Source organism: Paenibacillus sp. 276b, assembly GCF_900107875.1.
GTDB classification, from domain to species: domain Bacteria; phylum Bacillota; class Bacilli; order Paenibacillales; family Paenibacillaceae; genus Paenibacillus; species Paenibacillus marchantiae.
The window spans coordinates 550,911-571,583 of the sequence record NZ_FNRR01000001.1 but is presented as its reverse complement, the minus strand read 5'-3'; the positions used below and the strand labels follow the sequence as shown (position 1 = coordinate 571,583).

Genomic DNA, 20,673 nt, shown 5'->3' with positions numbered 1-20,673 from the left:
GACTTCGGATCGCGTGTCGTCAAGAATTCCCTTCCTGTATTTACCTATAGGTTTAAGTGTCGTTACATGTTATTATGTAGAACTCCATTTTCAAAATGGGAAAATACTAAATACATAAACAAGGACGTATTTATGAGTACAAAAACACAACATATTATTCTGATTTTATTCACTATCATTCTGATTATTGCATCCATCTTTTTTCATAAGTATCGTGAACTCAAACATCGTATCGAGTCTTCTGCCGACTCAGCTTACCGCAGTGTTATTCTGGAAAGTATACATTATAAAAAAGAGCTGGATCGATACATCAAAAGCAACAAAACAACAGATGAAACAAACCTGAGCATCTATACGAACAATATTAAGAACGCTTTCGAATATTATGGGCTCATTACTAATATGGTCGATGGAACAGCCCAAAGGTTATATACTGAACGAAGTGACCTTTTCCATCAGTACTGGCATGTGGTCCCTCCAGCCTATGCGAAGCTTTCATTGAAAGAATTACAAAAGGTAAGTGATAAAACAAACATCATTATTAAGGGACTCCAACGTTTGAAATAAACCCACCCTATTTCAGCACTCTCGTCGAACCTACTTCTCTAAACTCCTGTCGATATGTCCTCGGAGACACCTGAACCGTGCGCTTGAACATCTTCCCGAAATGTGAAAAATTGTTGAATCCCGATCGCAGAGCGATCTCCGTTATGGAATCCTCGCTTTCACGCAGCAACCGCTGTGCCTCCTTCACCCGAAGCAGATTGAGGTAATCGCTGAACGTGAAACCTGTGGTCTGTTTGAACAGACGGCTGAGGTAATGGGGACTAATTCGAAATAATTCAGCAACCTCCGGCAGCGCTAAATCCTGATGATAGTTATCGTTGAGATAACGCACCACTGCCTGTGCCTTGGGATGCAGAACCGGCTCACTATCGGCCGAGTGCACGGTGCCCAAATGTTTATTGCGGTAAGCAAACAACAGGAGTTCAACGGATCGGTGACGCAGCAGCAGGCTGCTTCCAGCTCTGTTATGGACCATCTCATCAATCATTTCACTGACCATTCGTTCCGCTGTTTCACTTACCTGTGAAGGAAGCCTCAGAATGGGAATATTCCAGCCGAATGGCTCCTTAAGCCCCTCTACCAGCTCAGGTACAACGGCTAATTCGGTGAACAGCTCTGGCTTGATATACAGAACAATTCGATCATGATCTGGCCTTCCACTCTCCATCGTTTTATGAACGGTATTCCGGTTAATGAATACGAAATCTCCGGCTTGGACCCGGTAAGTTCGATCCTTGATGAAGTATATGCGCTCACCCGATAGCAGGTAGTACAGCTCATAATGGTCATGCAGATGGTCATCCGTCATGGAAAAATATCCAATGCGACGATCATATTCGATATTCAAATATCCGGTGGGATCATTGTAATCCGCTCGAAATGTCTGTATCATGCAGCTGCCCCCTTTAGTTGAATTATAGCAAAATAAGCGGCATTTGAAAGCGATTACGCACAAAAAGCGGCGAAAGAAGTGCTTCCTTGTTATAGTCTAGAGCTATATTCAAGGAGGCGATAGACATGAGTAACAAAAAACGCTATGTATTGGTCGGAACAGGCGGCCGTGCTGAATTTTTCTATGGAGCATTAGCCCAAAATTTCAGGGAAACATCCGAACTTGCAGCTTTTTGCGATATTAACCAGATACGCATGAATTACGCCAATCAGTTGCTGAGGGAAAAATATAAATACAATGAGGTGCCAACCTATACTGCAGATCAGTTCGATCAGATGATTGAAAACGAGAAGCCGGACTTCGTCATTGTAACCAGTATCGACCGCACCCACCACAAATACATCATTCGAGCAATGGAGCTTGGCTGTGATGTTGTGACTGAGAAGCCCATGACCATCGATGAGCATAAATGTCAGGATATTCTTGATGCCGTCAAACGGACTGGACAAAACATACGCGTCACCTTTAACTACCGCTATGCGCCGCACCATACCAAAATACGGGAATTGATTCAGAATGACACGATCGGAAAAGTGACTTCGATCCACTTCGAATGGCTGTTGAATACGCGCCATGGCGCAGATTACTTCCGCCGCTGGCACCGGGACAAGCGTAATAGTGGCGGACTGCTCGTACACAAATCCACGCATCACTTCGACTTGGTCAATTTTTGGATCGGTTCGCAGCCTGAGACCGTCTTCGCATTCGGCGATCTCATGTATTATGGTAGAGAGAACGCAGAGGAACGAGGCGTGACCCAGTTTTACACTCGTGCAACAGGCAACCCGCTTGCGCAAGAAGATCCTTTTGCCCTACACCTGGATTCGGATGCACATCTCAAAGCCATGTATCTGGATGCTGAGCCGGAAGACGGCTACCAGCGGGATCAAAGCGTATTCGGAGATGGCATCAACATCGAGGATACGATGGGCGTTCTTGTCCAGTATCAGAATAAAGCCATATTGACCTATTCACTGGTTGCATACCAGCCGTGGGAAGGTTATCGCATCGCCATTAACGGCACCAAAGGCCGGATCGAAATGAATATTGTGGAACAATCCTATGTTAACTCGCTGGGTGACAAAAATCTTGAAGGTGCATTGATTGGGAAAACACTGCGTGTCCTTCCCATGTTCGATGCCCCATACGAGGTTCAGGTCGAGGAAAAAGAAGGCGGTCATGGCGGAGGTGATCCTGTACTTCTTAATGATCTGTTTGGAGAGCCAGCGGAAGATCCCTACCACCGCGCTGCCAACCAATTCGACGGAGCAAGATCCATCCTCACCGGAATTGCAGCCAATCGCGCTATCGCAACTGGTTTACCTGTTCGCATCAACAATCTGGTTCGTTTCTAGGAACGCAAGGCAGCTCCAACCACATTTAATTCAAAGACTGCGTATAATACGCAGTCTTTTTCCCATTTTGACGACGGTCTTGAAGTCTATTCGCTTAAGGAGGAACCCATGTTTTTCTCATTAAAAAGCCGCCTGATCGCCTTTATCGTTGTGCTCTTCGTTCTTTGTTTTGGCACACTCTCCTTCCTACTCTTTAAGGAATCACGTACCGTGATCCGCTCTTACATTGAATCCTCTGCTCTTGAGAAGATGGAGGAATACGGCTCCTATGTCGATATGGTTCAAATGCAGATCTATGATGTAGCTTCTCTTGTTTTCAACAGCGATACCGCCAAGAACTGGGATAACGCGATGAGTGACCCCAACCTTCCTGAAGGGGAAAAGATGCTTGTCAATCTGGCGATGAGCCGTTTTCTGACCCAGGCCACGAACAGCTACACCAGTATCTCCGATGTATCCATCTATCGACGAAACGGGCTGAGGATTGGCAGTGAAAATCAAGTAACGACCGACCCTCTCTTCTTGCAAGAATTATGGTACAAAAATTTCTTTATCTCAGGGAATCACTGGCTGCCTGCACATACCGATCAACATGAAAATATAAGGGATCACGGCAACCCGGTAGTTAGCCTGCTGATGCCCATTGGGACCTTTCACCATGCTACAGCCCAAAATGTGATGAAAATTAATGTCAGCGAATCTTACTTTCTGGAACCGCTTAACCGAATCCATCTGGCCGAAAGCAGCACTATTTTTCTGCTGGGCGAACAAGGAAGCCCTATTCTTTCCCAACAGGCCAATCAGCTTGGTGCCGAAGCTTTAGCAGAAATCGATCAGATTCGGAACAACTCGCTCAAATCGGGTGTGGTGTACCTGAACAATGATGAAGGACAGCGTGACATTCTGGTATACAAAAAGCTAGGGCGTACGGGCTGGATGCTGGCGGGTCTGGCACCGGAAAAAGAGCTATATTCTTCTCTTCACAAACTTCAGAGTACCATTCTGGTGGTCACCATTGTTCTCATTCTCGTCTCTTTGTTTGCCGCTGCCTGGCTCTCTTATGGCGTCACCAAACCTTTAACACGACTGGTATTGGCCATGAGACAGGTACAACGCGGCGCATTCGATCAAGCAGAGTCCCTTCTACCTCCGGACAAAAATGTAAAAAGCGAAGTCAGTTATGTCATCTCCACTTTCCGCTACATGATCAGCCGATTGCGACAGCACATCCAGAATGAATTCGAGTTGAAGCTGCTCCGCCAGCAAGCTGAGTATAAAGCGCTGCTCATGCAGATTAATCCCCATTTTATGTTTAACACGCTGGAACTGGTGAGCAGTCTCGCCATGCAGCGCCGAACAGATGATACAGTTCAGGTCATTGAGGATCTGGGCAAAATGATGCGATTCTCCATGAATACAAGTGACGACAGGGTACAGCTTGCAGAGGAACTGGCTTATATCCGGCACTATATCTCCATTCTGCAAACCCGTTTCGGTCATAAGCTGGACATTACTCTGACACAGGAAGGCAGGCTGGATTCCCTGGTCATCATCAAATTTATTCTTCAGCCGCTTATTGAGAATGCCGTCAAATACAGCTTCCAGCATCAGACGACGGCAGAAGTACACATCCGGATCTCCAGACGGAATAACCGCCTGCATTTCAACATTTCAGACAATGGGCCCGGGATTCCAGCCGAAATCATCCAGAAAATTCATGATCCTGTTGAAGCATCTCAGCTCGAACCCCTATTGCGAAGCCAAAGCTGGCACATTGGGCTCGGTAATGTGGTTGCACGCTGCCGCTTGCATTACGGAAGTCTGTTTGCCATTCAGATCGAGAACGGAGAGCATAACGGCACGTCTATTGAACTGATTCTACCCGCACAGGAGGAATATGATGTACAACGTATTGATCGCAGATGACGAGATCGAGGTTCGCGAAGGACTAAAATTGAAAGTGAACTGGCAAGACATGGGCTTTATCATTTCAGGTGAAGCAGCAAACGGCATCGAAGCGGAAGAGCTTCTGAAAGCTGAACATTTTGACTTGTTAATTACAGACATGAACATGCCTGTCATGGATGGCGTCCAATTGCTGGACGTTTGCCGAAGCCTTAATCCTTCCATTCAAATTATGATCATCACAGGATATGAAGATTTCCACTATGCCAGAGCAGGTGTGCGCAGCCAGGCCATGGACTATTTGCTGAAGCCTGTAACCCGGGATGAACTGAAAACCACTTTAAATAAAATCAAAGATGAGTTGGATAAAAAGAAACAGCTGCACGGCGATTCCGAAATGATGCAATGGCGTCTCTCCCAGTATTACAAAGAAATGAAGCAACGTTTGCTGCTTGATCTTGTTAGGGGACACCGCCTCCCACCTTCTTCACTGCCAGAACGGATACGACTGTTTCATCTGGAATCCTGGCAGGATCACAGCGTCTGTTTCATCACCACTGGCATGCGAAACTCCGATGTACAGACTGCCTCAGTGGAACGTGTTCCTGAAAAGCTCTACCTTCCCTTTGAGCTGCTTTGTCACGAAATGGCCCAGTCCTATCCAGATAATGTGCAAGTGTTCCATGACGGAGCCCACCCTGGAATTATGCATTTCATAACATTGGAAGGTATTCAGCACGAATTTGCTCAGCAGATCACAGCACAGACCCGCTCTGTTTTAACGATGGATGTACAAGTTGGATTGGGATTGTCCGTGTCTGGGTTTGAGCGCTGGAAAGAAGGCTATATTCATTCCCTATTGGCATGGAACTCTGCTGGACGCAAAGGTGCACAGGACCGTGTACCCGAAGTAGATCATAGTCCATTACTGCCTGAGGAAACCAGTCGCATGCTGCATCGTTGCCTCATTCGTGGAGAGCTGGATACCTTCCGCAGCGTGATTCGAAAGGAGCTTGCTTACTCATTTCGGATATCCACTTCCCATATGATCCGAAGCCTTTTTCAAATTTCATTATTGTTCGAACAGAAATCCTCGTGGATTTCCCCGGAATGGGTGCTTTGGCTAAAGACTCCAGACCAGGCAGAACTACTGCTGATGCATTGGGCGGAAGATTTTGTGAATCAACAGCAGCCATCCGAGGTTGGAGAAGATACGGTCATTGAATCGGCCAAACGATATATCGAGGAAAATTACATGCTGGAACTGACATTAACTTCGTTAGCTGAGCAATATAACTACAACTCTACCTATTTTTCAGAGATATTCAAAGAAGCTGCCGGCATCTCTTTTATTCAATATGTAACCGAGGTGCGAATGAAACATGCCATACGTTTACTGAAGGAAACCCAACTAACCGTTTGGGATGTTACAGAGCTGACAGGCTTCCGTTCCCCAAGCTATTTCAGTTCAAAATTCAAAAAAATGTTCAACATAAGTCCTTCGGATTATCGTTTGCTGCATTCCGAAAAAATTGATAATCATGATCCGAAGAAATGAGATTCCGGCTTCTCCCCCTCACCGGTATGATGAATTTACCAAGAGAATCACCGTAAATATTGTAAGCGGATTCAATTCTGCGGTGATCACGAATTCACATCCAACCCTGAAGGGAGGCCTATGATGAGAAAGCTGTCCAAGCCGTTATACGGCCAGCAGAATATGACTGCCTATTTGTTTCTGCTGCCCTGGCTCATCGGACTTTTCTGTCTGACACTCGGACCGATGGTTGCGTCGCTCTACCTGTCCTTGACGAAATTTAATTTGTTAACATCACCAACGTGGACGGGGCTCAGCAACTATGTCCAGATTTTTACCGAAGACGATACCTTTCGCAGATCTTTGGGGCTAACATTTTATTATGTATTTCTATCCGTTCCGTTAAGGCTTGCCTTCGCCCTACTTGTAGCGATGGCGCTGAACAAAGGGATTCGGGGACTCGGCTTATACCGGACCGTGTATTACATCCCTTCCCTATTGGGAGGCAGCGTCGCTATTGCGATCGTCTGGCGTCAGATTTTTGAGGGAAGTGGTTTGGTCAATCAGTTTTTGAGCTGGTTCGGAATCACCGGACCCGCCTGGATTGCCCATCCCGATTATGTAGTCTATACGATCGTCACACTCTCTGTATGGCAGTTTGGTTCGGCCATGGTTATCTTCCTGGCTGGCCTAAAGCAAATTCCAGCCGATTTATATGAAGCTTCGGACGTCGACGGGGCAGGAAAGGTACGCCAATTCTTCGGCATCACACTTCCGATGCTCTCGCCTGTTATTTTTTTCAACCTGATCATGAGCATGATCAATTCGTTTCAAGCCTTTACACCCGCTTATGTGATCGGGGATGGACGCGGAGGCCCGCTCGACGCAACAATGTTCTATACCTTGTATCTGTATCTGAAAGGCTTCTCGTTCTTTGATATGGGTTATGCTTCTGCCCTGGCGTGGATCATGCTGGTCATTATCGGGGTATTCACCGCAATCGTCTTCCTCACCTCGAAATTCTGGGTGTTCTACGGCGACAATCAGGAAGGGAGATAGTACACATGCCACTAAAGCGACGTTTGGTTCAAGCCGGGAGGCATGTCGCCATTATCCTCTTCGGTCTGTTGATGTTGTATCCGGTGTTATGGTTAATTCTCAGTTCATTTAAACCGAATCATCTCATCTTCACCAATAGCAGCCTGATTCCAACCAGCTTCACCCTCGATCATTTTGTGAATGGCTGGAAAGGATTGCAAGGGGTGTCGTTTGGCCGCTTCTTCGGCAACTCGGCGCTGATCTCAGTCATGAGTGTGTTGGGAAATGTGATTTCTTGTTCCCTTGCAGCCTACGCCTTTTCCAGATTGAAGTTCAAGTTCAAAGGCCTGTGGTTCAGCATTATGCTGGTCACCATCATGCTTCCTTACCATGTAACCCTGGTACCTCAGTACATTCTGTATAACGAGCTGCATTGGATTAATACGTATTTCCCGCTCATTCTGCCCAAGTGGCTGGCACAGGATTCCTTCTTCATTCTGCTCATGGTTCAATTCATCCGTGGAATCCCACGGGAGCTGGACGAGAGTGCAACCATTGACGGTTGCGGGCAATCCCAGATTTTTTTCAGAATCGTGGTGCCTCTTCTCGTTCCTGCACTGATCACAACAGCGATCTTCACCTTCATCTGGAGCTGGGATGACTTCTTTAGCCAGATGATCTACCTGAGCAAAATTGATCTGTTTACCGTACAGCTTGGGATTCGGTCATTGTTTGATCCATCGGGACAATCGGATTGGGGCGCACTGCTCGCCATGTCCACGCTGTCTCTGCTGCCTGTGACCATCATCTTTCTGGTATTTCAGCGTTATTTTCTAGAGGGAATTGCAACGACTGGGCTGAAGTGATTACGAAATTACGAAAATACCTGTCCAGACGCAATACGTGTACAACAGATATTATGTTTTTCATTATCCATTGTCAGGGGGATTTCTCATGTTCAAACGATTAATGATCACTGTTATAGCTTCACTCCTGTTATCGGTGACTGCCTGCTCTGGAACGGATCATACCGGCGCTGATGAGCAGAAAGGAACAAAGACCGCTGAAGACGGGCAAGTCGAACTACGCATGATGTGGTGGGGCGATCAAAAACGGGCAGATATTACGAACGAAGCCCTGAAGGTTTTTCAGGAGAAACATCCGAATATTAAAATTGTAGGTGAATTTGCCCCTTCCTCCGGATATTTCGACAAGTTGAATACACAGCTGGCGTCAGGCACAGCACCGGATATTTTCTTCCTTGGGGGTAATGTGGTTGACTACGCCAAAAAGGATGTGCTTTTGAACCTGGACCCTTATGTCGGTAGTGAACTGAATCTGGATGGCATGGATGCCACCATGGTTGAATATGGGCGTCTTGATGGGAAGCTGCAGCATATTTCCGCAGGTGCGAATGCACGGGGTATTGTCGTTAATCAAGCGCTATTCGATCAAGCGGGAATCCCTTTGCCAGCTTCGGATTGGACTTGGGAAGATTATGCTGCAATCAGCAAAGAGCTGTCCGACAAGCTCGGTAAGGGCTTTTATGGAACCTATAATTTCACAGTTGACGGTATGGACATCTTTTTGAAACAACGCGGCAAACAGCTATATGATATGAAGAATGGCACGCTCGGATTTGCAAAAGAAGACATTTTGGAATGGTTCACTTACTGGGAGCAGGCTTCCAAATCCGGAGGTGTGGTCACGCCTGAATTGCAGGTTTCCAACCCACCGGATGATACGAGTAAATCCTTGCTTATTACGGGCAAGGCGGCTATGAGCCTGCTTCCTTCGAATCAACTGGCTGCTTTCCAGAGTCTCACAGAAGATAAGTTAATTCTTTTGCCTGTACCACGGGGTCCAAAAGGAACTGGGGTTGTATTTGAATCCAGTCAGGGGTTGTCAGGTTATGCAAATACCAAACATGCAAAAGAAGTCGCGATCCTGATGGATTTCTGGATTAATGATCCGGACGCAGCCAAAATTCTCGGCAACGACCGCGGCGTGCCCGTTACGGAAGCCAACCGCAATCTGCTTCAGCAAGAAGCGGGACCTGTTGAGGAGATTGTATATAATTACACCAGCTTTGTATCTGAAGCTACAAAAACGGAGCCTTTTGACGTGAGCTATAATCCACCGGGATTCGCTGAATTCTCCAAGCTGGCCCAGACAACCAACCAGGAAATCGGCTTTGGCCGAAAAAGTGTGGAGCAAGCCGTGACTGACTTCTATAATGGCACCGTACGAATCTTTGAATCCAATCAATAAATAACCGCTAGCTATAAGGAGGTCGACATGACAGAAGCCCTGCTGAACAAGCTGCGTCAGATCTCGATCCACGATCATGTGCAGCCAAGTAAACCGGAAGATCAAAAGTTAATACAGGAATGGCAGGCGTCGGGTGTTCAATTCGCGGCAACTGGTGGAAGACTGGAAGCAACTTATTATTCCGCATTGGAGAAGTTACTGACTTGCATTGTGCCCCTGAACGGCATTGAGCCCATTCTTCAGGAAGGTGGCATCTATCTGGGTTGCTGGCTGGAGAGTACGGGCACCATTAATGCGGAACTGCTGTCACGTCTGATTCCTTCCGTATCGGAAACGACCTATCTTGCTTTTGCCCGACACCAAAGAGAAGATGGATTGCTACCTTATAAGCTAACGGAGAACGGTCCATCCTTTCGCCAGATTCAGCTCGTTACACCATTGGCACGAAGCGTATGGAACCACTACCAACTTCATGGAAAGAACCGTTCCTTCCTGAAGACCATGTACAAGGCCATGGTACAATACGACGAATGGATTGCAACGTATCGCAATACCCGAGGGACCGGCTGTGTGGAGGCATTTAGTACCTTTGATACCGGGCATGATCTGTCCCCACGGTTCTGGCATGTCCCGGATACACCTTATATGAATGATGCTGCGTCCTACCATCCGGACTCTCCGGTCCTGCCTTTTTTGGCACCAGACTTAACCGCCAATATATATTGCCAGCGCATGTATTTATCCCGAATGGCTGAGGAACTTGGGGAGTCTGGTGGTGATTGGAAAGCAAAAGCTGAAGCCAGTCTGGAAAGTCTCTTCCGCTACTGTTATGACGAAGAGGATATGTTCTTCTACGACAGGGATCGCAATGACGAATTCGTCAGGGTACAGTCCGATGTGCTGCTGCGCGTGATGGCCTGCGAGGTGGGCGACCGTGAATTGTTTGATAACATGCTGCGCCGGTATTTGCTGAATACAAGTAAGTTTTTTGCCAAATACCCGTTCACCTCCATGTCGATAGATGATCCACGGTTCGATCCGTTCTCCTCTTATAACAGCTGGGGTGGAGCATCTAACTTCCTGAGTCTGATCCGTGCACCACATGCTTTTGAATATCACCATCGCTATGTGGAATTGACCTGGGTACTGCAACCCATCTTGTCGTCCCTTTCCAAAGCAACGCGCTTTGCGCAGGCTTTAAGCCCATGGACCGGGGAGGAGGGTTTTACGGAAACCTATTCCCCCTCCATTCTTTGCCTGCTTGATTATGTGGAACGGTTATGCGGCATCATGCCGGTTGGATCGGATCAACTGTGGTTTACCGGTCTTCTCCCCATCGACATGGATCATGGCGAAGAAATCGCTGGTCATACGGCGTACAGCCGTACGGTGAGTGGGCTGCATTTTGAATTGGTGAACACGCCAGAACGGGTAACGGTATATCAGGATGGTAAGATTCTTATGGAGGGGCCAGCAGGAATTCGGTTAATTACGGATCAGGGTGGACATTTGGAAGGCGTCATCGGAATGAGCGTGCGCACGATTGAGGGTGAACTGATCTATCGAGGAACATCCATTCCGATTCGAATCAAAGGAAATGAACTCCAGCGGTATATTGAGGGAAGCTTGAAAACTGAACGAGATATCGGCATCATCTATCCTTCCTATCAATAGTGCGTTTCCCGATGAATAGGTGCAACGCCAAAAGCGCAAGTGGCAAGGGTAGCTCCCCTGTACTTGCGCTTTTACGATTTTACTATCCTAATGGACTGTCCACGAAAATGAGCCTTCGCTTATGCTTTCCGCTCCCACGCAGGGTGGCGATAGAACTCAATCGTATCTATATAGTTCACCGTGTACTTCTGTTCAACTTCCGACAGCTCCAGCAGCTTTCTGTCCATTTGTTTCAAACCCATGACCACATCATGCCGGAGAAGGTCCATTGCAATTTTGCCTACAAAGCCGCCTTCCATCTCTTTATGTTTATTACGAAATTCTTCATTATAGATCAGTTCCGGTGTAAACGATGCTTCAACAAATGCGTTGACAAGCGTAAGCTCATTACCCTCTATCTGTACCGCGATATAATAGTTGCCACGTTCATCCCGAATGAGGTCTTTATACATTTCCACGTCCATCTGAATCACTCCCTATATCTTAATTTGTACCTTATCATGAGTAACATGGGCGCCATTTTGCTCACCTCTTGCCCTCGTCCATTCATATAGTAGGTATAAATGGCGAACGGAGGATTGCTTATGAATTGGCACCAACTTCATACAGGAAAAACACTTCAACAGCGTCTGGCCGAGTTCCAGGGACATCTGGCAGAATTGAATGCTCCATTGTCCGGTCTGGAACCTGGAATAATTAGAAAAGTATTTCCGCGCAATTTTATCAAGGTCAATCGGCAGTTATTTATTCCACTCAGTTTGTTTTCCATTCGTGTATTTGATGTACCACGAGCACGGCGAGGCATACGGGTAGGCATCCGCACGGTATTCCCATCCGGAAACGCATTTAACAATATCCGACTTGTTGGTGTTGGACTGGATTACATTGAGCTGCAGGGTAAAGGTAAATTCTCCTCACGTATTCTCTTTCCGCTAACTCAGGTCGAATCGATCTATCGTCCAACGAATAAAAAGAAGAAATAATGAGACCAGACATCGCTGAATTCATATCTGTGCCAGCAATCGCCCAATGAGAGAAACAATCCATGCCCTGGGTCAACCCCATGTCATGATATGCATATTTCTCTTCCCTAGTATAACTCATACCTGCATTGGTCTGCTCGGATATTGTGCCATAGCAAAAAGCGGTGAGCACAGAACCTTTCTGTGTCTCACCGCGCAGATGCCTATCAATAATCATTGGAATCAGGAACGTATCACTCAGATGCCTGTCCACACATCTTTGGCATAACGACCTTCCTGCTGCAAACGTTCTAACCACGCATCCGCTTGCTCCGTGGAGTTACCGCTGATATCAGTGTACGCTTTCTTGAGTGTTGCTTCAACATCAGGTGCCATCTTGCTGCCATCGCCGCAAACATACAGATGTCCACCCTGTTCGAGCAGAGGAATCAGTTTGTGGGCATCATCTCTCATTAGATGCTGCACGTAACATTTCTCTTCCCCGTCCACGCGGGAGAAGGCGGTATGAAGCTGGACAAGGCCCTCTTGCTCCGCAGTTTCGAGTTCATTTTTATATAAATAATCATGTTCAGGGTTGCGACATCCAAAATACAGATGCGCCTCGCCAACCTGCTCACCCTGTTCCTTCAGTACACGTCTTGCCTGCAGGAAACCACGGAATGGAGCTACTCCCGTCCCCGGACCAACCATAATGATCGGAGCCTCTGCAGTTTCTGGCAGTTCGAACCCGGACTCAGGCGTGCGTATGAACATGACAACCTCTTCACCCGGCTTCAAGTTCGCCAGATAGTTGGACGCTATACCTTTATATTCTCCCTGACCACTCCACGCCGGAGCACGCACTACGCTGACGGTTATGCTGGCCTGCTCAGGCTGCACTCGCGGTGAACTGGAGATTGAATAATATCGGGCTTTCAGGGAAGGCAGCAGTTCCAAAAACCGTTCGAAAGGCAGCTCACATGCTTCGTATTTCACCAAATAATCCAGCATGGATATGCGTTTCTTACGCACTTCTTCCATGTAAACAGACTCATCAAGAAGCGCTTCGAGCTCCTTCTTATGCGGTGGGCACACCGTGTACGCCGCGAGCTCCCTCAGTTGGGCCCGAGTTGCCGCTTCCTGAAGCTCCACACTGTGACTGAGCAGATCGACCAGACTAACCGGTTGGTGCAATGGCAGATGAGCTGCGCTGCGACCAGAGGCATCCAGAACCAGATGTTCCGTACCTGTGAATCCATATCGTTTCAGTACTCGTTCTACGAGCTCAGACGGGTTTTGAGGCAAAATGCCCAGGTGATCGCCTTCTTTATACGTTGCGCCTTCAGGCAGTTTAATCTCCAGATGACGTGTGCTTCGTTCACTGCCCGCATCATGAAGTTCCCGATTCTCAAGCACTTCAGCAACATGTGCATCATACGTATCCGCGAGCGGCGTTACCGCCAGTCCGCTGACAAACTGTACTGACAAGGAACTGCGCTCACTACCTGAGCTTGTGTTCAACTTGAGGCCCAGAGTTCGTGCCAAATCCGGCCATAGTTGCTCGGTCCAGTCTCCAACCTGTTTCTCAAAGTCCCCGCTGGCATCACTTTCTCCGATCGGTGATAACCGTTCTGCTCCTTTGGAAGATAACTGCTCATCAATCAAACGCGGGATACGCTGGTACGTGCTGGCCCAGTTGTGATCCCCACATCCGAGAACGGAGAATCGAACGCCTTGGAATTCCCCTGCATCCGCATGTTCAATCCAATCGACGAAATCCTTGGCATTGCTTGGTGGCTGACCATTGTAGGATGCGCTCACAATGATGACGACGCCTTCCTTCGGAAGTTTGCCTACACGATCATCCAGGGTAGCCACCTCGCTGCGGAAGCCCTGATATCTTGCGGTATCTGCGATTTCACGCGCAATGCCTTCCGCAGTCCCAAGATTAGATCCATATAGGACAAGCATCGGAGTGTGATGGGCATTTGCTGTATCCGGCTCTTGTCTTTTGGCAACCGGAGTCGGTTCCTCCACGGCAACACCCGGAACAGCCATGACCGGTTGCCCCCCGCGTGCACGAACACGAATCGTGAAGTTATCGGGTTTGAGCGTCAACGTTTCTTTCACTTTCAACTGATAGTCCGCATGATCGATGAATTCAAAATGCTTCAGGACCATTCCTAGCACAAGTGTTGCTTCCTGAAGGGCGAATTGCTGACCGATGCAGGCCCGCTGGCCATTACCAAATGGTTTATAGGCGTCATGTGGTACCTTGCTCGGATCTTCGAACCGTTCCGGTCGGAATTCCTCCACATCGTCACCCCACGCGTCGCGGTCCCGATGCAGCTTGGGAATGAGTACACTGACACTATCCCCTTTTTGCAAAGGATATTTCCCGTCCAGAACAAGATCTTTCTTAGCGTATAAGGAGAATGCCGGAGCCGTAGGCCACAACCGCAATGCTTCGTTCAAAACCATACGAACATATTTCAGATTGCGGACCTGATTGTATGTTGGAACCGGATCTTTCAGAATCTGATCTGCTTCAGCTTGAGCCTTGGCAAGGGTATCCGGGTTTTTCATTAAATAATAGATGGCAAAGGACAACAGGCCACTCGTCGTCTCATGTCCAGCAATCAGGAAGGTGATGATCTGGTAACGGATATTTTCATCGTCCAGCGTTTCCCCGGTTTCCGGGTCCTTGCCACTAAGCATATGGGACAACAGATCGTCCGCCCCTTCCTGGGGCTGCTCCTTGCGCTCCGCAATAATATGATCCACCAGAGAGTACATCGAACGGATATCCTGCTCAAACTGTTTCTTTTTGGTGATCATCAGCTTGTCTTGCAGACGCAAACGCTGCAACGAACTCATCGATTCGTCCAGTGCTCGAACCATACTGGTAATGAAGGGATGCGGTTCTTCCCGGTAAAAGCTGTTAAATCGGTAGTTGAATCCACACAATCCAATCGTATCCAGGGTGAGACGAGTCATATCATCAGGTACGTTAACCGTCTCATCCGGGTTTAATCTGGACCACTTCTGCACGAGCTGTACAGCGAGATCAATCATTTTGTTGTGATATCCCTGCATCGCACGCTGGCTGAAGCTGGGCAGCAACACATTGTGAGCTTTTTTCCAATTCGGTTCTTGAGTCCAACTCGTAAACAGGCCATCTCCGGCAAATGCACGTACCTTCTCCAGCGGTGCCCATACACGTTTATCGAATTTGGATTCGTCGGTAACCTCAGCTACCAGTTTATGACCTGAAATATACAATTCACTTCGGCCAGGATAATCCATTCGAAAAATGGGGCCATACTCTTCAGCGAGTTTCACTAGGGATTGTACAGGCTCATCGGTGTTTAACTGTGGTAAGTTTCCTAAAGGCCCAAAAGTTTTGGGTTGGGGAACTGAAATTTGCGCCATAATACTCACTCCTCTTCCAAGTGTTACGTTCGACTAAAAAATAATACCTTCGTTCAACTACGACTTCAGATCAACAGACATGACTACATTTTCTGCAAATTTTCATATTTCATCCAGATAACCTGAAATTCATAACGGAACCAACTGACCAAAATGGTATATTGGTCAGTTTAGATTAAAAAAAATGGGTTCCTTCGTTATCTTTCTTTTACCCTAACATTTCCAGTCCTAATCTTCAACAGTCTCAAAGTCGTAGGACCAATGGGTATCCATCCGAATTGGCATGAGTAAATTTCCCCTTTGGTCCCTCCATATAGAGATTATTTTGCTCTGAACGAATACTAGAATTTCGAATATACACAGTTCATTAAACTCAAACTAGGCCTGTCTCAGCAGGTTCCGAATCGCGGACTCCATCTCTATCGGTGCAACCGTAGTCTCATAGCGACCACTCACTTCCCCGGTTCGATTAATCAAAAATTTGGTGAAATTCCATTTGATCCCGTCTCCCCGGTATAATTCGGGATGTTTCTCCTCTAGGAATTGATCCATCCACCGACCTTCTTCCGATTCCACGTCATAACCCTCAAATGGGGCTGTATCGACCAGATAGCGAAACAAAGGATGTATGGACTGTCCGGTAACCTCGATCTTCTCAAAAATCGGAAAGGATATATGAAAATGATTCCTACAATACTGAGCTATCTCATCATTGTTGCCCGGCTCCTTCAGATTAAACTGATCACAGGGAAACGCCAGGATCTCCAGCCCTTGATCACGATACTGCTCATACAGGTGTTGAAGCTCCGTAAATTGTCGAGAGTAACTGCACTTGCTGGCTGTATTCACGATAAGTAGCACTTTCCCCTCAAAAACAGATAAATCGCCCACGTGTCCATCCATGAATGGAAACCTGATAAGAAAATATACTCATTCATAACGCCTCCTTGGTCGGTTCTCACATGAACCTATCTTGAAATGGATTATACGCCGCTTCTCTTGATAGGTTAAATATATAATAATTATAATATTAATAGTTTTTATCTATAGAATATTTTTATCTACTGCCATATGATTGAATGGCTCATTATCCCTTTCATAATGGACATACTAGACATAGAAAAAACTGCCCTTCGCAGACAAAAAGCTGCTTTTGGACAGTCATTCGCGAGGTTATGCATTTAGAAATGGTGTTATCCCATAATAAGACCATATACAATCCCCGGTCCATGTACCCCAATGGTCAAATCATTTTCAATATCAGAAGAACGACTAGGACCGGAAATAAAATGTATGCCTGCCGGAAGATTCTCTCTTCCCGCTTCATCGAATCGATCAAGCGTTTCACCAAGTCTGGTGTAGAGCCGTTCAATTGGAATAATAATGATAAGTACGGTCGGCAATAGACTCACTGAGCGCCCTTTTTCTGGCGAAGAAAGCACCGTGACGGAACCCGTATATGCTGTGGCATAATCCGCCATCACTACACCGATATCTGCCTCGGCTGCCCGTGCCTTCCAGTTCTCCTCTGCTTGGCTATTCCATACAGAAATCTGCACATCGGGAAGTTGCTCTTCTAATCCAAGATCCGTAAGCGCCTGTTCATTCTGGCGTATGATATATTTCGCACTCAATTCATGAGATTTATTAGCGATAAAGTCCGAGGCTTCGCCAATGTCTTTTACCCGTGCAATATGAGCACCTACACTCACAAAATTATCGGTGAATGCCTGTATGCGCTTATCTATGTCCCACTCCAAATCCGTCCAGAATGCGGGTGCACCGCGAAAAGGTTGAGTCGGAGCATGTGTCTGCCGAGGTCTTCTCAATTTGGAGGCGATGTCATTCATAAAGTTCTCTTGCTTCGCACGAGACTTCTTCTCCAATTGCTCCAGCCATTCCTGATGTTCAGTGTTCATGTTGACCACCACCCCCCTCGCGCTCACGAAGAATCTGTTCCATTCGGTCCCGAACGGAAGAATCCATTTCTTTCTTCTCCTGATTCAGCTCCTGATCCAACTTGTTCCATTGCTGCCGGAAGGAACGCTTCGCGAGGCTTGGCGCAACCCGATAGCTGTTCCAGCCCTTGAGGGGCCCAAGTTTAAGTGAAATTCCGTTATTCCGAACAACGGCTTTCTGACCAATCTGTCCGAGACGTATAGCCGCTCCGAATCGTTTAGAATTGGATACAACCGCTGCAAAACCTTTCATACCAGCGCTCTCAAGCTTATTGCCATGGCCCTTTTCCACCTTGCGTCTGCGTAAATATACGAGCATATCATGCAGCGGAATTTTGACCGGACAGGCTTCATAACAGGCTCCGCACAGGCTGGAAGCACCCGCGATGTCGTTCCATTCATCGATATTGCCATTGAGTGCAGGTGTAAGTACCGCTCCGATCGGTCCGCTGTAGGTTCCACCATAGGCATGCCCGCCGATATGACGATACACTGGACAAGCGTTCAGACAGGCTCCGCAGCGAATACAGTTCAACAGCTCCTGAAATTCGGGATCACCCAACTGAAGTGAACGTCCATTATCCACGATAATAATGTGCATTTCATCTGGTCCGTCCCCGTCTTCTGTTCGACGAGGGCCGGTTATGCCTGACATATACATCGTCAATTTTTGACCTGTCGCGGAGCGTGGCAGCAGGGTTGCCATCACCTCGAGATCCGTCCAGGATGGAATGATACGCTCCATGCCCATTAAGGTAATCTGTGTTTTTGGCACGGTGGATACCATGCGGGCATTGCCTTCATTTTCAAATAGGACCATGGAACCCGTCTCAGCAATGGCAAAATTGCAGCCGGTCATGCCAATATCGGCTTCAAGAAACTTCTCACGCAGCTTTTTGCGTACAAATCCAGCAAGTACGGTGGTGTCCGGTTCCAGAGTTTCACCCGCTTCCTTGGATAACAGGTCCGCAATCTGGTAACGGTTTTTGTGAATAGCCGGAATGACGATATGAGATGGGGCTTCACCCGCCAATTGAATGATGTATTCGCCCAGATCGGTCTCTATCGCTTCAATGCCTGCGGATTCCAATACATGGTTGAGATGTACTTCCTCGGACACCATGGACTTGGATTTCACCACGGTGGAAGCCTGCTTGTGAGCCGCAATATCAAGTGCTATTGCGGCTGCCTCTACCGAAGTATCCGCAAAATGAATATGAACCCCATTGGCACGTGCATTATTGACGAATTCATTCAGGTAATAATCCAGATGTGCGATCGTATGCAGACGAATCTGACGTCCACGTTCGCGCCATTCTTCCCAGTTGCCATGTTCTTCGGATGCGGACTTCTTGCCATTACGCAATCGCTCTGTCGTAAACTTGACGGCTTTCCGCAGGAAGTCATCATTCAAAGCCAGTTCTGCACGTTCTTTGACGGTAACATCCATTACACCGGGTTGACTCATCCTGTTTGCACCCCCTCATACAGCAGTTCGGCCAAATGCATCACTCGCACTGGTTCATTCCTATACCGCAGATTACCTGCGATATTCATTAGACAGGCCATATCCAGTCCTACCAATACTTCAGCTTCCGTTTCTTTGATGTGATCTACCTTTTCTGTGACCATGGCACCAGATATATCCGGCATTTTGATGGCAAAGGTACCACCAAAGCCGCAGCAATCCTCTCCGTAAGGAAGGGGAACAAATTCCAAACCTTTTACTGCCGAAAGTAATGCCATAGGCTCATCCTTTACGCCTAACAAACGGCTGCCATGACAGGAGGGATGATATGTAACCTTATGTGGAAAATGTGCACCCAAATCCGTGATGCCAAGCACCTGAACGAGAAACTGCGTGAATTCGTAGGCTTTGGCTTCCAAACGTTTAGCCTTATCCAGCCATACAGGTTCATCGACAAACAGCTCGGGATAATGATGAATCATGTACGTACAGGAGCCCGAGGGACAGACGACAAAATCACTATCATCAAAGGCTTCCAGAATCGTTTTGGCGGCTACCCGTGTCTCATCCCAATACCCGCTGTTGTAGGAAGGCTGACCGCAGCAGGTCTGCACGGGCGGGAAATCCAACCGAACGCCATGAGCGGCGAGCAATCTCACCATCGCCTCCCCCACGCGGGGATATATGGCATCGCTGAGGCAGGTAATGAATAAGGAGACCTTCATGATTACACGCTCCTATAACTGATGAATTGTTGTTATAACGCATATAAGTATCAAATACCGTATTGTTTTATACCCTTGTGATTGAGATATCATAGCTGTTCAGTCGTTCTATCAAATCATCATCAAGCGACTGATCTGTGATCACCGCATGAACCGCATTTAACCCGGTTACCCGGGCAAATGCACGAACTCCAAACTTGCTCGTATCTGCAAGCAAAATGACCTGGTCGGATATGCCGACCATTTTCTGCTTCAACCGTGCCTGAAGCTCATTGGATTCACTGATTCCTCCACCTTCCAGATGCACACCTTTACAAGACAGGAACAATTTATCGACATGATATGTCTCCAGAGAACGTTCGGCGAGCGGTCCAACAAAAGACAGAGATCGTTGGGCCAACTGGCCACCAGTCGAAATGACTTCAATCTTGTCCCTGCTGCTAAGTTCAGTGGCTACCTGTATGGAATTGGTTAATACAGTCAATGGCATATCCGGCATATTGGCCGCCATATACCCTGCTGTCGTGCTGGCATCCAGTAGAATTCGATCACCCGGACGAATCATGGATAGAGCCGACTGGGCAATTCTTTTCTTTTCCTCTGCATGTGTTGTTTCCCTTACCCGGTAAGGAATCTCCGGCTGCTCTTCCTTCACGCTGACAGCGCCGCCATGGGAACGGCGCAGTCGCCCTGCTTGCTCCAGCCGATCCAGATCACGCCGAATGGTCTCTTCTGTTACCCGGCAGTGCTCACTAAGCTCGGATACACGCATGCTGCCCTTAACATTAACCATCTCCACAATCCGGTCATAGCGCTCTGCTGCCAGCAT

General features: G+C 47.5%; 17 protein-coding genes. 9 read left to right on the top strand and 8 right to left on the bottom strand.

What is annotated here, in order from left to right:
- Positions 1 to 132 precede the first annotated feature (132 nt).
- Positions 133 to 567: a hypothetical protein gene (locus BLV50_RS02660; protein WP_090805667.1), complete on the top strand. Its 435-nt coding sequence runs from the start codon at positions 133 to 135 to the stop codon at positions 565 to 567.
- Positions 568 to 574: 7 nt separating this feature from the next.
- Here the strand turns inward: BLV50_RS02660 and BLV50_RS02655 are convergent, their stop codons facing one another.
- Positions 575 to 1,459, bottom strand: coding sequence for an AraC family transcriptional regulator (locus tag BLV50_RS02655; protein WP_090805664.1), 885 nt, complete (start codon positions 1,457 to 1,459; stop codon positions 575 to 577).
- Positions 1,460 to 1,584: 125 nt separating this feature from the next.
- Here BLV50_RS02655 and BLV50_RS02650 point away from each other — a divergent pair, with 125 nt between their 5' ends.
- From BLV50_RS02650 to BLV50_RS02620, 7 genes are all read left to right on the top strand, one after another.
- On the top strand, positions 1,585 to 2,874 hold the full coding sequence (locus BLV50_RS02650; protein ID WP_090805661.1) for a Gfo/Idh/MocA family oxidoreductase: 1,290 nt from the start codon (positions 1,585 to 1,587) through the stop codon (positions 2,872 to 2,874).
- A gap of 108 nt (positions 2,875 to 2,982) precedes the next feature.
- The gene (locus BLV50_RS02645; protein ID WP_090805658.1) at positions 2,983 to 4,800 is read left to right on the top strand and encodes a cache domain-containing sensor histidine kinase; all 1,818 of its coding nucleotides are present in this window, start codon (positions 2,983 to 2,985) and stop codon (positions 4,798 to 4,800) included.
- Entirely contained in the window at positions 4,775 to 6,337 is a 1,563-nt protein-coding gene (locus BLV50_RS02640) for a response regulator transcription factor (protein ID WP_090805655.1), read from the top strand. The genes BLV50_RS02645 and BLV50_RS02640 overlap by 26 nt, the downstream gene beginning before the upstream one ends.
- Positions 6,338 to 6,460: 123 nt before the next feature.
- On the top strand, positions 6,461 to 7,375 hold the full coding sequence (locus tag BLV50_RS02635) for a carbohydrate ABC transporter permease (protein WP_063563343.1): 915 nt from the start codon (positions 6,461 to 6,463) through the stop codon (positions 7,373 to 7,375).
- Positions 7,376 to 7,380: 5 nt separating this feature from the next.
- On the top strand, positions 7,381 to 8,220 hold the full coding sequence (locus BLV50_RS02630; protein ID WP_072732514.1) for a carbohydrate ABC transporter permease: 840 nt from the start codon (positions 7,381 to 7,383) through the stop codon (positions 8,218 to 8,220).
- A gap of 88 nt (positions 8,221 to 8,308) precedes the next feature.
- On the top strand, positions 8,309 to 9,625 hold the full coding sequence (locus BLV50_RS02625; protein WP_090805652.1) for an ABC transporter substrate-binding protein: 1,317 nt from the start codon (positions 8,309 to 8,311) through the stop codon (positions 9,623 to 9,625).
- A 27-nt stretch (positions 9,626 to 9,652) separates the two neighbouring features.
- On the top strand, positions 9,653 to 11,299 hold the full coding sequence (locus tag BLV50_RS02620; RefSeq protein WP_090805649.1) for an MGH1-like glycoside hydrolase domain-containing protein: 1,647 nt from the start codon (positions 9,653 to 9,655) through the stop codon (positions 11,297 to 11,299).
- Between the two features lie 119 nt (positions 11,300 to 11,418).
- On the opposite strand, the gene BLV50_RS02615 is transcribed toward BLV50_RS02620, so the two are convergent.
- Positions 11,419 to 11,763: a hypothetical protein gene (locus BLV50_RS02615; protein ID WP_063563339.1), complete on the bottom strand. Its 345-nt coding sequence runs from the start codon at positions 11,761 to 11,763 to the stop codon at positions 11,419 to 11,421.
- 120 nt (positions 11,764 to 11,883) lie between these two features.
- Here BLV50_RS02615 and BLV50_RS02610 point away from each other — a divergent pair, with 120 nt between their 5' ends.
- Positions 11,884 to 12,282, top strand: coding sequence for a hypothetical protein (locus tag BLV50_RS02610; protein ID WP_064638911.1), 399 nt, complete (start codon positions 11,884 to 11,886; stop codon positions 12,280 to 12,282).
- A 237-nt stretch (positions 12,283 to 12,519) separates the two neighbouring features.
- Here BLV50_RS02610 and BLV50_RS02605 read toward each other — a convergent pair whose 3' ends face one another.
- From BLV50_RS02605 to BLV50_RS02580, 6 genes are all read right to left on the bottom strand, one after another.
- Positions 12,520 to 15,693 (bottom strand): bifunctional cytochrome P450/NADPH--P450 reductase, encoded by a 3,174-nt coding sequence (locus BLV50_RS02605; protein WP_090805646.1) that lies wholly within the window; start codon positions 15,691 to 15,693, stop codon positions 12,520 to 12,522.
- 378 nt (positions 15,694 to 16,071) lie between these two features.
- Positions 16,072 to 16,596 (bottom strand): glutathione peroxidase, encoded by a 525-nt coding sequence (locus BLV50_RS02600; protein WP_177031096.1) that lies wholly within the window; start codon positions 16,594 to 16,596, stop codon positions 16,072 to 16,074.
- Positions 16,597 to 16,886: 290 nt separating this feature from the next.
- Positions 16,887 to 17,612, bottom strand: coding sequence for a LutC/YkgG family protein (locus BLV50_RS02595; protein ID WP_090805644.1), 726 nt, complete (start codon positions 17,610 to 17,612; stop codon positions 16,887 to 16,889).
- Positions 17,602 to 19,119 carry a LutB/LldF family L-lactate oxidation iron-sulfur protein gene (locus BLV50_RS02590; protein ID WP_090805642.1) on the bottom strand — a complete coding sequence of 506 codons (1,518 nt, stop codon included), beginning with the start codon at positions 19,117 to 19,119 and terminating at the stop codon, positions 17,602 to 17,604. Before BLV50_RS02590 ends, BLV50_RS02595 begins: the two co-directional genes overlap by 11 nt.
- Positions 19,116 to 19,844, bottom strand: coding sequence for a (Fe-S)-binding protein (locus BLV50_RS02585; protein WP_072732507.1), 729 nt, complete (start codon positions 19,842 to 19,844; stop codon positions 19,116 to 19,118). The genes BLV50_RS02590 and BLV50_RS02585 overlap by 4 nt, the downstream gene beginning before the upstream one ends.
- A gap of 67 nt (positions 19,845 to 19,911) precedes the next feature.
- The gene (locus BLV50_RS02580; RefSeq protein WP_072732506.1) at positions 19,912 to 20,673 is read right to left on the bottom strand and encodes a DeoR/GlpR family DNA-binding transcription regulator; all 762 of its coding nucleotides are present in this window, start codon (positions 20,671 to 20,673) and stop codon (positions 19,912 to 19,914) included.